This is a genomic window from Streptococcus sp. 23.2 (genome assembly GCF_016648665.1).
GTDB lineage: Bacteria > Bacillota > Bacilli > Lactobacillales > Streptococcaceae > Streptococcus > Streptococcus salivarius_E.
This window is the reverse complement of record NZ_JACLQJ010000003.1, coordinates 143,419-158,684: the sequence shown is the minus strand read 5'-3', so window position 1 is coordinate 158,684 and position 15,266 is coordinate 143,419. Positions and strand designations below refer to the sequence as shown.

Annotated in this window: 10 protein-coding genes and 1 pseudogene; all 11 read right to left on the bottom strand. The window is 41.1% G+C overall.

What is annotated here, in order from left to right; translation table 11 throughout:
* Positions 1 to 110 precede the first annotated feature (110 nt).
* Positions 111 to 1,133, bottom strand: a complete 1,023-nt coding sequence (gene ilvC, locus H7T98_RS03265) for a ketol-acid reductoisomerase (RefSeq protein WP_002885764.1) — start codon at positions 1,131 to 1,133, stop codon at positions 111 to 113.
* 76 nt (positions 1,134 to 1,209) lie between these two features.
* Positions 1,210 to 1,686, bottom strand: coding sequence for an acetolactate synthase small subunit (gene ilvN, locus H7T98_RS03260; protein WP_002887025.1), 477 nt, complete (start codon positions 1,684 to 1,686; stop codon positions 1,210 to 1,212).
* Positions 1,679 to 3,379: an acetolactate synthase large subunit gene (locus tag H7T98_RS03255; RefSeq protein WP_073686006.1), complete on the bottom strand. Its 1,701-nt coding sequence runs from the start codon at positions 3,377 to 3,379 to the stop codon at positions 1,679 to 1,681. Before H7T98_RS03255 ends, ilvN begins: the two co-directional genes overlap by 8 nt.
* A 133-nt stretch (positions 3,380 to 3,512) precedes the next feature.
* The gene (gene ilvD / locus H7T98_RS03250) at positions 3,513 to 5,234 is read right to left on the bottom strand and encodes a dihydroxy-acid dehydratase (protein ID WP_073686007.1); all 1,722 of its coding nucleotides are present in this window, start codon (positions 5,232 to 5,234) and stop codon (positions 3,513 to 3,515) included.
* A gap of 168 nt (positions 5,235 to 5,402) precedes the next feature.
* Positions 5,403 to 7,070 carry a DAK2 domain-containing protein gene (locus H7T98_RS03245; protein WP_201061252.1) on the bottom strand — a complete coding sequence of 556 codons (1,668 nt, stop codon included), beginning with the start codon at positions 7,068 to 7,070 and terminating at the stop codon, positions 5,403 to 5,405.
* A complete protein-coding gene (locus tag H7T98_RS03240) occupies positions 7,070 to 7,435 on the bottom strand; it encodes an Asp23/Gls24 family envelope stress response protein (protein WP_002885694.1) in 366 nt (121 codons plus the stop codon). Before H7T98_RS03240 ends, H7T98_RS03245 begins: the two co-directional genes overlap by 1 nt.
* Before the next feature lie 111 nt (positions 7,436 to 7,546).
* Entirely contained in the window at positions 7,547 to 8,833 is a 1,287-nt protein-coding gene (locus tag H7T98_RS03235) for an MATE family efflux transporter (RefSeq protein ID WP_064520914.1), read from the bottom strand.
* Positions 8,834 to 8,893: 60 nt separating this feature from the next.
* Positions 8,894 to 10,378 (bottom strand): threonine synthase, encoded by a 1,485-nt coding sequence (gene thrC / locus H7T98_RS03230; protein WP_014635127.1) that lies wholly within the window; start codon positions 10,376 to 10,378, stop codon positions 8,894 to 8,896.
* A 159-nt stretch (positions 10,379 to 10,537) separates the two neighbouring features.
* Positions 10,538 to 11,515, bottom strand: coding sequence for a hypothetical protein (locus H7T98_RS03225; RefSeq protein ID WP_038676869.1), 978 nt, complete (start codon positions 11,513 to 11,515; stop codon positions 10,538 to 10,540).
* Positions 11,516 to 11,540: 25 nt separating this feature from the next.
* Entirely contained in the window at positions 11,541 to 12,386 is an 846-nt protein-coding gene (locus H7T98_RS03220) for a hypothetical protein (RefSeq protein ID WP_064520912.1), read from the bottom strand.
* 160 nt (positions 12,387 to 12,546) lie between these two features.
* Positions 12,547 to 15,159 (bottom strand): annotated as a pseudogene (adhE, locus tag H7T98_RS03215) (bifunctional acetaldehyde-CoA/alcohol dehydrogenase); the annotation flags it as partial.
* Positions 15,160 to 15,266: the final 107 nt, after the last annotated feature.

Below are 15,266 nucleotides of genomic sequence, written 5' to 3'. Positions count from 1 at the left end.
TGCGCACCCGCATAGCGGGTGGTTTATCTGTTTCGCACCTTCGGAGCGAAACGGACTTAAAGTCACATAACAAAAAAACCAGCACTAGGCTGGTTTTCGAGACTATCACATTAGTTATAGATTTTGAATGCGTCGTCGTCGTTTTGACCAACGAATGGCATTGCTTTACGCAATTCAGCACCAACTTTTTCGATTTCAAGGTTAGCAGCTTCTTCACGGTAAGCAGTAAGTTTTGGACGTCCAGCCTTGTAGTCGTTAACGAAGTCGTTAGCGAATTTACCGTTTTGGATGTCAGCAAGAACTGCTTTCATATTTTCTTTCACTTGTTCAGTGATAACACGTGGACCTGATACGTAGTCACCGAATTCAGCAGTGTTTGAAATTGATTGACGCATTTTCTTGAATCCACCTTCGTAGATCAAGTCAACGATCAATTTCATTTCGTGAAGCACTTCAAAGTAAGCCAATTCTGGAGCATATCCAGCTTCAGTCAAGACTTCAAAACCAGCTTCGATAAGGGCAGTCAAACCACCACAAAGAACTGCTTGTTCACCAAACAAATCTTCTTCAGTTTCTTCTTTGTATGTTGTTTCAAGAAGACCAACACGTGCTGCACCAACACCTTTACACCAGTCCATAGCGATGTCTTTAGCGTTACCTGTAGCATCTTGGTATACTGCGTAAAGTGCAGGAACACCAAAACCTTCTTCAAATGTACGACGTACCAAGTGACCAGGTCCTTTAGGAGCACACATGAAGACATCAACATCTTTAGGAACTTTGATGAATTCGAAGTGGATGTTAAATCCGTGTGCGAAACCAACAGCATTACCAGCTTCAAGGTTTGGAGCAATTTCTGCTTCGTAAAGTTCTTGTTGGATTTCGTCTGGAGCCAAGATCATGATAACATCAGCCAATTTAGTTGCTTCTGCTACTGTGTAAGTATCAAAACCATCTTCCTTAGCTTTATCAAATGATTTACCTGGACGAACACCGATGATCACATCGTGACCTGTATCACGCAAGTTTTGTGCATGCGCATGACCTTGTGAACCGTAACCGATAACGGCGATTTTTTTACCGTCAAGTGCTGCTACTTTTACGTCTTTTTCATATTCCATTTGAACTGCCATAGTAATATGTCTCTTTTCTAAAAAAAATAATTTATTGCCTTTTTAAGGCTGGGTTAACAAATTTAAGTTGGATTTTTTAATCACGGGTAAATCCAGTAGCACCCGTACGAGCGATATTCTTGATTCCGTAAGGACGAATAACTCGTAGAAGCGCCTCGCTCTTTTCAGCATCACCAGTCATCTGGATAGTGATAGAGCTTGGTGCCACATCAACCACCGAAGCACGGAAAGGTTGAATAATCGCCAAGATTTCAGCACGTTTAGAGGTTGGTGCTGATACCTTAACTAGGATAACTTCACGTTCCAAGTGTGGCTGATCCGTGATATCACGGATGCGAATCACATCAATCTGACGATTAAGCTGTTTGATGATTTGTTCCACTTCATTTTGAGAATTCACATCAATAATAATCGTAATACGTGAAACGTTAGGATCCTCAGAAGCCCCTACAGAGATACTTTCAATGTTAACTTGACGTCGTGAAAGAACACCTGTGAAGCGGTTAAGGACACCTGAACGGTTCTGAAGTTTAGCTGTTAACATTCTACGCATTGAACTTCACCCCCAACATTTCGTGATTACTCTTACCAGCCGGAACGATTGGCAAGACATGCTCTTTACGAGAGATATCCACCTCGATGAACATTGGCACGTCTTCCTTGATAACTTCCAAATCCTGATCAATTGTCTCTGGATTATCAAACTTATAAGACTTAATGCCGTAAGCTTGAGCCATCAATTGGAAATCTGGAAGGGTATCAAAGACAGACTCTGATGTACGCCCTTCGTAGAAGGACTCTTGCCATTGACGTACCATACCAAGTGAGTGGTTATTCAACATAACAACCTTGATTGGCACCTTGTAAATATTTAAGATAGCCAATTCTTGATTCGTCATTTGGAAACCACCATCACCAACAAAGAGGATAACTTCTTTATCAGGATTAGCAATTTTAGCACCAATTGCTGCTGGGACACCGAATCCCATTGTTCCAAGACCACCTGAGGTCACCAATTGACGCTCATTTTGGTATGGATAATACTGAGCTGTCCACATTTGATGTTGACCAACGTCAGTAACAACAACCGCGTCACCCTTAGTCAATTCACCGATACGCTCGATAACTGCCTGAGGCTGTACCATACGTTCTTTCTTATCGTAAGAACGTACACGCTCTTTGTCTTTTGTAACTTTTTCAATCCATTTTTCAGTGTTATTCTTAACCACTGGTTCTGCTAAGAGCATTTCAAGAGCTTGCTTGGCATCACCAACAACTGGAAGGTCCACTGCAATAATTTTACCAATCTCAGCTGGATCTACATCAATATGGACAACCTTGGCATTCTTAGCAAATGTTTTAGGATTACCTGTCAAACGGTCATCAAAACGACAACCAATAGCAATCATAAAGTCAGCATCGGTCATAGCAATGTTAGCTGCATATGAACCGTGCATACCACCCATACCCAAGAAGAGGGGATGACTAGTAGCAATTGTCCCTTGTCCTAAAAGACTTGTAACAACTGGGATTTGGTAGCGTTCTGCAAAAGCAACTAGCTCCTTAGCAGATTCAGAATAAGACACCCCACCTCCAGCTACAATAACCGGCTTTTTAGCTTTACCCAACTGCTTCAAGATTTTCTTGATTTGCATTTCGTTTGGTCTTAGCGTCGGTTGGTAACTTGGAAGATTAATTTCAGGATTGTTGATGAAGGCTGTTTCCTTAGCTACGACATCTTTAGGGAGGTCGATAACAACTGGACCAGGTCGGCCAGTTGTTGCAATATGAACCGCTTCCCTAATAATACGAGGAATATCAGCTGTATCGCGAATCTGATAATTGTATTTTGTAATCGGCATGGTAATTCCGACAATGTCAGCCTCTTGGAAGGCATCCTTACCAATACCTGGTGTTGCGACCTGACCAGTAAAGACTAGGAGAGGTACGCTATCACTCATAGCATCTGCAATCCCTGTAATAGCATTAGTGGCACCAGGACCACTCGTTACAAGAGCAACACCGAGTTTACCAGTTGATTTGGCATAACCTTCAGCTTCGTGCAGACTTCCTTGCTCATGACGAGATAAGATATGATTAATCTTGTCATTTTTGTAAATAGCATCATACAAAGGAAGAACCGCTCCGCCAGGATATCCAAAGATAGTTGAAATCCCAAGTTCAAGAAGTGTATCTAGAATTAAATCAGCACCAGAGCGTGCTTCTTCAAGTTCAATTTTCTTCACATGGACCTCCTTTAGTAGTTGTTTTTTTCGAATTGTCTAAAAATTCAAAACCTTGTATACTATGATAACATTTTTAACCAAATTTGCAAGGGTTTCGGAGAAAAATATCACAAACTCTTCGGAAAGAATGTTCTTAGTTTTTTTCTTGTGCTTGACGTTCTGCTTTACGTTCTTCGAATTCTTCGTCACTCATCAAAGTCCCGCCGACATTGGCTGATTTAGCAAAGGCTGTATAGCGACGCAACCAACCACTTGAAATTTTTGATTTGAAAGGTTTCAAATGTTTACGACGTTCTTCAAGAGTTCCATCATCGACAAGCAGATCAAGGGTACGATTTGGTAGGTCAATCACGATTTCATCGCCATCTTCGATTAGGGCGATATTACCACCTTCTGCTGCTTCTGGAGAAACGTGACCAATCGCAATACCACGAGTAGCTCCTGAGAAACGACCATCCGTAATCAGTGCCACATCCTTACCTAGACCGCGTCCGACAATCTTAGAAGTTGGTGCCAACATTTCTGGCATACCGGGTCCACCCTGAGGACCTTCGTAACGAATGACAACGACATGGCCCTTCTTAACTGTTCCATTATCAATCAACTCAAGGGCCTGATCTTGTGAATCACAACAAATAGCTTTACCACGGAAAGTTTTAACAGACGGATCTACACCACCGACCTTGATAACCGCTCCATCCTGAGCAATATTTCCGTAAAGGATAGACAAACCACCAACTGGTGAGATAGGATGCTCAATTGGATGGATAATTTCTTCATTTTTGATTTCAGCACCAGCTACGTTTTCTTTCAAAGTCTTACCAGTAACTGTAATACGATCACCCTTAATGGCTCCTTTTTTAATCAACTGATTAATAATGGCTGGAACACCACCAGCTTCATGGACATCATGCATAGTGTAAACACTTGAAGGTGCAATTTTAGAGAGATAAGGTGTCTTCTTGGCAATCTCGTTAATGTCTTTAAGATCATAGTCAATACCGGCCTCACGCGCAATAGCAAGCGTATGAAGAACAGTATTGGTTGAACCACCCATGGCCATATCTAAAGCAAACGCATCATCGATGGCTTCTTTGGTCACAATATCACGTGGGCGAACATTATTTTTGATGTTATCCATCAATTTTGTGGCTGCTTGACGAACCAATTCACGGCGTTCATCTGAAACGGCTAGGATAGTACCGTTACCTGGAAGGGCAAGGCCCAAAACTTCCATCAAACAGTTCATTGAGTTAGCGGTAAACATTCCTGAGCATGAACCACAAGTTGGACAAGCATTTTTCTCCAAATAATCGAGCTCTTCCTTGCTCATATCTCCAGCCTGATAGGTACCTACAGCTTCAAACAAACTTGATAGCGTCGCTTGGTGACCAGTCATGTCAACGCCACCCTTCATAGGGCCACCAGAACAAAATACTGCTGGCACATTAGTACGCATGGCCGCCAAAATCATCCCTGGTGTAATCTTATCACAGTTAGGAATGTAGAAAACCCCGTCAAACCAGTGGGCATTAATAACTGTTTCTGCAGAATCGGCAATCAATTCACGAGATGGAAGACTGTAACGCATCCCAATATGCCCCATGGCAATCCCATCATCCACACCAATGGTATTAAACTCAAAAGGAATACCGCCAGCCTCACGGATAGCTTCCTTGGCAATATCTGCTAATTCACGCAAGTGAACATGCCCTGGAACAATATCAATATAAGAGTTACAAATAGCAATGAAGGGCTTTTGCATGTCATTGGCAGATTTAACTTGCCCAGTCGCATACAAAAGTCCACGTGCTGGTGCCTTATCAACACCAACTTTGATCATATCACTTCTCATGATGTTACCTTCAATCTATAAAATTTCTTACAACATATGTTACCACTTTGGAAAGTAATGTCAAGGAATTTTCAGAATATTTTTGTAATTCCAAAAAGATATCCCTGCTATATCAAAACTGACAAAACAAAAAGGAAGCCCTAAGACTTCCTAAATGATTATTCAAAATTATTCAACACTGAAGAGGTATGGATAAACTGGTTGGTCTCCTTGGAAGATTTCAACTTCGATATCTTCGTGAGCCTCTTCCAATTTTTCCGCAAGTGCTTGAGCTTGTTCTTGATTACCTTCTTCGCCGACGTAAATCATAACAATTTCACTGTCTTCGTCAATCATCTTGTCAAAGGTGTCAAGAAGGGCTTGGTCCATATCTGGTGTAGACACAAGAATCTTACCATCCACCATACCAAGGATATCATTTTCATGAATCTCAAGACCATCAATAGTTGTATCACGTACCGCCAATGTCACGCTACCACTTGTTACATCTGAAAGACTAGCTGTCATAGCTTCAACATTAGCTTCGATACTTTGGCTAGGATTAAAAGCGAGCAAACTTGTAAATCCTTGTGGAACTGTACGTGTTTCAACAACAGCCGCATTGACATCTACTACTTCAGCAGCTGATTGCGCTGCCATAAAGATGTTTTTATTGTTTGGCAAGATGATTACATTCTTAGCATTGACCTGTTCAATAGCCTTAACAATATCTTCTGTTGATGGGTTCATTGTTTGACCACCTGAAATCACATAGTCAACACCTTGTGATTTGAAGATATCTGCAAGTCCATCTCCGGCAACAACTGCAATAAGGGCAAAGTCTTTAGGAGCAGAAGGTGCAGCTTGGATAGCTTCTTCTTTTTGAACTTGTGCATCGTGTTGGTTACGCATGTTGTCAACCTTAACTTTGACAAGAGCCCCATATTTAAGACCTTCTTGCATGACAAGACCTGGATCCTCAGTGTGGACGTGAACTTTGACAATTTCATCATCGTTAACAACAAGGAGAGAATCCCCAAGGTTACTCAAGTAATTTCGGAACTCTTCATAGTCAAAGTCTTTCACATAAGTTGGACCTTGTTTGAGACCAATCATGATTTCCGTACAGTAACCGAAGGTAATGTCTTCTGTTGCAACATGACCAGCAACTGACTTATGATGTTCTGCATTGATCATCTCTGTCATCGTAGCTGGTGTCGCTTGGAAGTCTTCTGAAGCGATATACTCACCTGTGAGGGCTGACAAGAAACCTTCATAAATGAAGACCAAACCTTGACCACCTGAGTCTACCACACCAACTTCTTTCAAAACTGGAAGCATCTCTGGTGTCTTAGCCAAAGCAGCTTTAGCTCCGTCAAGAGCTGCACGCATAACCTCAACAGCATCATTCGTAGATTCAGCTTTCTTAATCGCTGCTGAAGCTGCGCCACGTGATACTGTAAGAATTGTTCCTTCGACAGGCTTCATAACAGCTTTATAAGCAACTTCAACCCCTGCTTGGAAGGCATGAGCTAAATCTTGGCCGTCAAGTTCCGTTTTATCCTTGATACTTTGACCAAATCCACGGAACAATTGTGACGTGATAACACCTGAGTTACCACGGGCACCCATCAAAAGACCTTTAGACAAAATCTGACCAACTTCACCAACTGTTGAAGCTGATTGATCTGCGACAGCTTTGGCTCCGTTATCCATAGTCATTCCCATGTTTGTTCCAGTATCTCCATCTGGTACTGGGAAGACATTGAGTGAATTCACATATTCTGCTTGCTTACCTAGACGTGTTGCTGCCGCTTGGACCATCTCCTGAAGCAAGCTTGTTGTAATTTTAGACACTAGTTTTCTCCTACGACTTTAATATTTTGAACGTAAACATTTACTGTTTCAGCCTTGATACCGAGTTGATTCTCAAGATTAAATTTCACACGTTCTTGAATATTTTTTGAAACCTCACTAATCTTAACACCGTAACTCATAACAGTGTAGACATCCACAGTGATACCTGCATCAGTAGATTTCACGACAACTCCTTTTGCGTAGTTTTCTTTTCCAAGAAGTGCTTGAAAATTATCTCGGATAGCACTCTTACTTGCCATACCGACAACGCCAAAAATTTCTGTTGCTGAACCGCCAACTACTGTTGCGATGACATCATCTGACAATTCGATTTGACCATCTTTTGTATTGATTTTTACAGTCATAATTACTACCTCAAAAAGTTTTTATCAGCTTATTTTACCATATTCGAGCCTACTTGTAAAAAATAAGAAGAAGATACCCTTTGAATAAGGGCATCTCCTCAGTATTTATCATTAAAACTTTCTCTTTACGAGATAACGACGATACATCACGTAGAGGAAGATTGCACGCCATACATTATCAACAACGGTTGCAATCCAGACTCCGGCAAGACCCATTCCCAGACTCACCCCAAGGAAGTATCCTGAGAAAATTCGGATGATCCACATCCCAATTGTCGTCGCATAGAAAGGCATCTTAGCCTTACCCAGACCTTGCCAAACTGCTGTGTAGACTAGAGTCCCCGAAGTCACAGGATTCCCAAGGAAAGAATAAAGAATAACTACCTGACTAGCCGCAATAGCTGCTTTATTATCTGTAAAGAGACCTGATAATCCTTGGCCAAAGAGCAAGATACTCCCTGAAACCAGAACCATCAAGAAGGTGGAAATCCAATAAGACTCTTGTATAATACGCTTCATCTGCGTCTTATCCCCTCGACCCAGACTATTGGCAACCAAGATAACCGTAGCCGTTGCGACTCCCATACCAGGCATATAGTTAAACTGAGTGAGGTTTTCACCAATGGCGTTACCACCGACAACGGCTGTACCAAAGGTAACAATAATAGCCACGATGACCACATCTCCAGCACGCATCATCAGTCGTTCACCTGCTGCTGGCAGTGCAATCCCCAACAACTCTCTATTAAAAGGTTTGGTAATTTCAAGCTGCTTCACATCTAGTTTCATCGCTTGCCAGAGTATCACTGTCCCAACCAGACGAGAGAAAACCGTAGCTGTAGCTACCCCAATAATCCCCCAATGTCCCACAAAGATGGCTAAAGAAGATAAAATAGCATTAAGAACATTGGTCAAAAGACTGACGACCATGGAAATACGAGGCCGTCCCTTGGCCCGTAGGATGTTACCAAAAGTAGTCATCAAGGCTAAGAAGACCACTCCTCCACCGACAAGAGCAAGGTAGAGACTACCAGCCTGAGTCACAGATTGCTCAGTACCTAAAAGATTAAGAATGGCCCCACCACCAAAAATGGAAAGTAGACCAAGGATGAGACTAAGAGCAAGGGTAATAATAATAGCATCCCAAGTGTCTCGGTTAGTCGCTTTAACATCACCTTTTCCTAAACTTCTGGCAATGACACTGGCACTTGAGGCTCCTAGAGCAATAAAGATAGCTTGGTAAATCGTAATGATATTATTGGCTACGGAAACCCCCGATATAGCGACAATACCAACCTGGGCCACTAGGTAAGAATCGACAACCCCCATCAACATTTGTAGAAGGTTTTCGGCCATAGCAGGCAAGGCTATGTTTAGAATTTTCTTTGTTTCTGTCATAATATTCTTTTCTATATTGATAAAAATAGGGCTGATTTCTCAGCTCCTATTTTTTTATTCTTATACACCAAGATAGCTTTCAACTGCTTTTTGCATATCAGCTGCCGCAACAACTGTTTTATGGCGAACTTCTGCATGTTCAAGTCCATCTACAGCCGCTGGGATAGCTACACCTGAAAGTTGGTGCAAATCTTCTACTGCTTTGAAATCATCCCCACTATCTTTACCAGTAACAGCTGAAACAGCCACACGTGGGAATTTGTATGGGCTAGCTGTTGAAGCGATAACTGTTGGTGTGTGGTCATCTGTCTTTTGAACGTATGCTTCGTAAACAGCTGAGGCAACGGCTGTATGAGGATCTTCGATATACTTATCTTCATCATAGACACGCTTGATTTCAGCAGCTGTTTCATCCTCAGTTGCAAAACCTGCTGCAAACAAATCAAGAATATCTTTATCTGCATCAGCCAAAGTATACTCACCCTTAGTCACAAGTGCATCCATAAGCTCTTTAGTCTTAGTAGCATCATTACCAAGAAGGTGGAAAATCAAGCGTTCCAAGTTAGAAGATACCAAGATATCCATAGAAGGGCTTGTTGTTACCTTGAAGTCACGTTTCTTATCATAAGTACCCGTTGCGAAGAAGTCTGTAAGGACGTTATTTTCATTAGAAGCACAGATTAATTTGCCAACTGGAACACCAATCTGACGTGCATAATAAGCCGCCAAGATATTACCAAAGTTTCCTGTTGGTACTGTGAAGTTCACCTTATCTCCGTTTTGGATATGACCTGCCTTAACCAACTGTGCATAGGCATATACATAGTAAACCACTTGCGGTACCAAACGACCAACGTTCATTGAGTTAGCTGATGAGAATTGCGTATGATGAGCCAACAATTTCTCACGCAAATCAACATCATTAAACATACGTTTCACATCTGTTTGAGCATCATCAAAGTTACCATCAATGGCAATAACGTGCGTATTAGCTCCTGTTTGAGTGGTCATTTGCAATTCTTGGATTTTTGAAACACCGTCTTTTGGATAAAAGACAATGATTTCAGTTCCTGGAACATCTGCAAAACCAGCCATGGCAGCCTTACCAGTGTCACCTGATGTCGCTGTCAAGATAACGATTTTATTATCAACACCTTGCTTTTTAGCTGATGTTGTTAGCAAGTATGGCAAGATTGAAAGGGCCATGTCTTTGAAAGCGATGGTAGAACCATGGAAAAGCTCAAGGTTGTAGTGGTTCTTAAGTTTAACTACTGGTGCAATGGCAGCTGTATCAAACTTGTCATCATAAGCATTTGTGATACAGTAATCCAATTCCTCTTCAGTAAAATCATCCAAGAAAGCTGACAAGACCAATTTAGCAACTTCTTGGTAAGAAGCATCTTTCAATTGATCAAAGTCCAAAGTAACCTCAGGCGTTGACAACGGTGTGAACAAACCACCATCTGTTGCCAAACCTTGAAGAATAGCCTGACTAGCTGTTACTTTATTATTTTCGTCACGTGTTGATTGGTATACAAGTGTCATGGTAAATCCTCTTTTTAGATAGTCTGTGGCTCTATTGTAGCATAATTGTCAGAATATTTCTACACGTATTGTGACTTGTGAGAAAATCATCCGGATATCACCTTATTCTTTCCTCTCAAAGACATGAAAAAATCCGGAATAGCTATTCCGGATGTCATCTTAAAATTTATCTTTGGTGTCATTCTTAGTTGAGAAAGTAATATCTTTTGATTTGCCATCACCACTAAGCGTTACTTTCTTATCTTTTTTAGTCACTTTTAGCTCTTGGCCTTTTTTCACATTGAGACCATCAATATCAACGTCTTTGTTGACAGAAGTAACAGTCATCTTATGTCCCAAACGGCTAACCTTCCCTTTGAAAAGGGTTGTCGTTGTTTCGCCTGTCTTCGAATCATACTTTTGACCACTGTCTTTCGCAGCTTTTTCAAGAGCTTCATCAAGTTCTTTTTCTATGGTTTCCTCACTGTAATAGTTTTCAAAGGAATCTCCATAAAAGGCTTTAAATAAATCTCCAAAGGCTGAGAAGGACTTCTGAACCCTCTCACGATAGTCCTTGATATAAGTTTTCTTATCAAAAGTATAGCTAGCAGTAACCTTCGCATTGCTACCTTTTACTTTCATGGTTACAGCAGTATCTGTAAAGTACTTTTCAAGCTCCTTACTATCCAAGTCTGTCAAACTTTCAGACATGCTTGAACTATACTCTCTACCTAGAGAACTACTGTACCATTTGCCATCAATATTACCTGTCACATAACGGTAAGTCATAAAGCCACCGATACATAAGAAGACAAGGACTACCGCTGACAAAACTGAGACTAGGATGCGTTTTTTCTTTTTGGGATCCATTTGTTTCTTAGGAGCCAAATTTGCCATAGCTGCTTGCCCTTCTGGAAAAGCAACCGTAGAAGGTGCAGTTGCTGTTACTACTGGTGCCGTTTCTGTTGGTAGAGGACTAGTGCTTGTCTCGACGATTTCTGCCTCAACCTTAACAGGTTCAGTAGTAACTGTATCTTCAGCTTTAGCTGGTGCTTCATTAACAAACTCTCCAGCTTTCAAAGCATCCGCCATTTCCTGAACACTCGGCTTACGTCCGTTTACCGTCTCAAAATAGTCCAACCATTCTTCTCTTGTCATTTATATTCCCCTTTAATTTCCTTTTTTATTTATTTTTTGTAAAGCTAATGTCACCAAATTCACTGTGTGCCTTGATAGTAAAACCTTCATTGTTGGGCGTATAATCTAATACATCACCTTTTTTAAAAGCATCTGAATCTCCAGCCTTATCCACAGTGATTGTTTGCTCCCAACGGTTAATATCACCCGTGAAAGCAGTTGTTGTAACACGACCGGTTTTGGCATCGTAGGTATAACTCTTTGGAAGTTCTTTCTTCACTGTCTCATCAAACTGTTTATAGTAGTCTTTTTCTGACAATGAATAACTATCAAAAACCTCCGAGAACTCCTCGCCATACTGACCTTTCAATTCAGTAACTCTACTCTGGTAAGCCTGATAAAGACCTTTACGATTGTAAACAAAGCTCACTTTTAAGTGAGCCTTATTGTCAGTAATACTCATTGCTGTATTGATATCGGTGATAAGATTTTGACCTTGTGGTAAAGCATTACTAACTTTATTCTTAGTAGTAGCAGTATCTTTTAGAGTCGCTAACATTTTCTCACTAAAGGTCAGGCTTGTCCACTCGCCCTCAATGCTGGCAGCTCGATAACGGTAACCCATTACGATACAAACAATCAAAAGGATAGTGAGTATCGCTGCAATAACACCTGATACCATCCCCACAATATTCTTTGAGGTTACTGGCTCCTTTGATTCTTTTACTTTTTGACTAGGATTGAATTGAACACTCACCATCCTATCAGCATTAAACTCTTTAAACTTATTAGTCGCTCTATTCCCTGCTGTAGAAGCCATTGATGACCTCAATTCATGAGGCTTGAGAGGATGTGCTGTTTCACCCAAACTAAGCCCTTCTTCTTTTGTCATAGGAATCTCCTTATCTTGCTGTAAGGTTATTATAACAATTCTTAAAGCGTTTTTCTATCTTATTCGGGAAAGTCCTTTATTTTTAATTTGGATAAACACTCTAATATAGAGGATTTCTAGCAAAAAAAGTAGCCCTTATAGAGCTACTTTTGTCTATCGCTTACCCTTTGTAATCAAAGGCAATTTCGATAATTTCTTTCAATTCTGAAATAAGTGGTTCTTTCGGATTAGCTGTTGTACATTGGTCTTCATAAGCATGTTCAGCCAAAGTATAGGCAGTGTCTTGAAGAAGTTTCTTAGTGACACCTTGACCCTTCCAGTTCATGTCAATACCAACGGCAACACCCAATTCGTATACTTTTTGTGCCAAAACTTCAACCAATTCAGCATCTGATTGTTTGTCAGTACCCCATCCCATGAAACGAGCGATATCTGCGTAATCTTTGTCTGCACGGAAGTAGTCATATTTAGGGAACATAGCGTGTTTTTGAGGATCACGACCGTTGTAACGGATAACGTGAGGCATCAAAATCGCATTAGTACGTCCGTGTGGAATGTCAAACATAGGGCCAACCTTGTGAGCGAGTGAGTGGTTGATACCAAGGAAGGCATTGGCAAAGGCCATACCAGCCATTGTTGACGCATTATGCATTTTTTCACGTGATTCTTCATCACCAAAGCGGTAAGAATGTTCGAGATTTTCAAAAACAAGTTTAATCGCTTGGAGTGAAAGCCCACGTGTATAGTCACTAGCCATGACTGATACATAAGATTCAATGGCGTGAGTCAAAACATCCATACCTGTATCTGCTGTAACGCTGGCAGGCACACTCATAACCAAAGCAGGGTCAACGATAGCAATGTCCGGAGTCAAAGCATAATCTGCCAATGGGTACTTGATATGAGTTTCACTATCAGTGATAACCGCGAATGACGTTACCTCTGAACCTGTACCTGAAGTTGTTGGGATACAGATAAATGTTGTCTTCTGAGCGTAAGGAATCTTGTAAGTACGTTTACGGATATCCAAGAATTTTTGTTTAGCGCCGAAGAAGCTTACATCTGGGTGTTCAAAGAACATCCACATAGCCTTAGCAGCATCCATTGCAGAACCACCACCAAGAGCGATGATAACATCTGGTTGGAAGTCTACAAAGCGTTCCAAACCTTTGTAAACCGTATTCGTAGATGGGTTTGGCTCAACATCTGAGAAAACATCTACTGCTGGTCTGTGGCGGTTAAGTTCCAATTGGCGTTTAACCAAGTCAGCGTAACCAAACTGAACCATACCAGGGTCACAAACCAACATCACGCGCTCAGCTTCAATGTGACGCAAGTAAGTTATTGAATCTTTTTCGAAGAAGATTTTTGGTGGGACGCGAAACCATTGCATGTTATTGCGACGCTTTGACAATGTTTTGACATTCAAGAGATCAAATGAGCTAACATTGTGTGACACTGAGTTATGACCGTGTGAACCACAACCAAGAGTCAATGATGGAATCATGTTATTGTAGATATTACCGATACCACCTTCAGCTGATGGGCTATTTACCAAGACACGGCAGGCTTTCATGCGAATACCATATTGGAGTTGGAGCTCTTCATTTTCAGTGTGGATAACAGCTGTGTGTCCAAGACCACCCAAATTGAGCATGCCTTCTGCTTTTTTGAAACCATCTTCAACGCCATCAGATTTGATAAGGGCAAGTACTGGAGACAATTTTTCCAAGGCAAGTGGGTGTTCCATTGTTGCATCTGGAATTTCTGCCAAAAGCATTTTTGTACCTGCAGGAACTTTGAGACCAGCTTTTTCAGCAATTTCAATAGCTGAGTGCCCTACAATGGCACCATTTACAGCTGTACGTGCTTCATTAAGAACAACTTTTTCCAACTTAGCAATGTCAGCTTTTTTAGAAATGATGACACATTGATGTGCTTCAAATTCAGCCTTAACTTCGTCATAAATAGCTGCATCAACGATAGCTGCTTGTTCAGAAGCACAAATCATACCATTGTCAAAAGTTTTTGAAACAATGATATCGTTGACAGCACGTTTAACCTTAGCATCAGCAGCAATATAAGATGGGACGTTTCCGGCTCCTACACCAAGCGCTGGTTTACCAGTTGAATAAGCAGCCTTAACCATACCAGGTCCACCAGTCGCAAGTACTGTGGCAATCTTAGGATGGTTCATCAAAAGACCAGTTGCTTCGATAGATGGCTCTTCAATCCACTGGATGCAGTCCTTAGGTGCACCTGCTTCAATAGCTGCATCACGGACGATACGAGCTGCCTCTGCAGATGATTTCTGAGCTGATGGGTGGAAGGCAAAAATGATAGAGTTACGTGTCTTAAGAGCAATGAGGGCTTTGAAAATGGTTGTTGAAGTTGGGTTAGTTGTTGGTGTAACCCCACAGATAACACCGACCGGCTCAGCAATAGAAACCAAACCTTGTTCTTTATCTTCAGCAATAACGCCTACAGTTTTATCATATTTAATACTATTCCAAATGTATTCAGAAGCATACATGTTCTTGATGGCTTTATCTTCATAAATACCGCGCCCTGTTTCATCAACGGCCAATTTAGCCAAATACATGTGTTTATCTAGGGCAGCAATCGCAGCTTGGTGAACAATATGGTCCACTTGCTCCTGCGTAAAGTTAGCCATAGCATCAAGGGCTTCAACCCCTTTTGTTGCCAATTCATCTATTACTGTTTGAACATCTTTAGTTTGTTTAGTCATATGAAACTCCTTTGAATACTTGTTAAAAACTTCACAATCTTTAACACAAGTATATTATAGCGTTTTCTAGTCGCTATGTAAACCCTTACAACGATAAAAATAAAGAAATCCGTCCATTTTTGGACAGATTT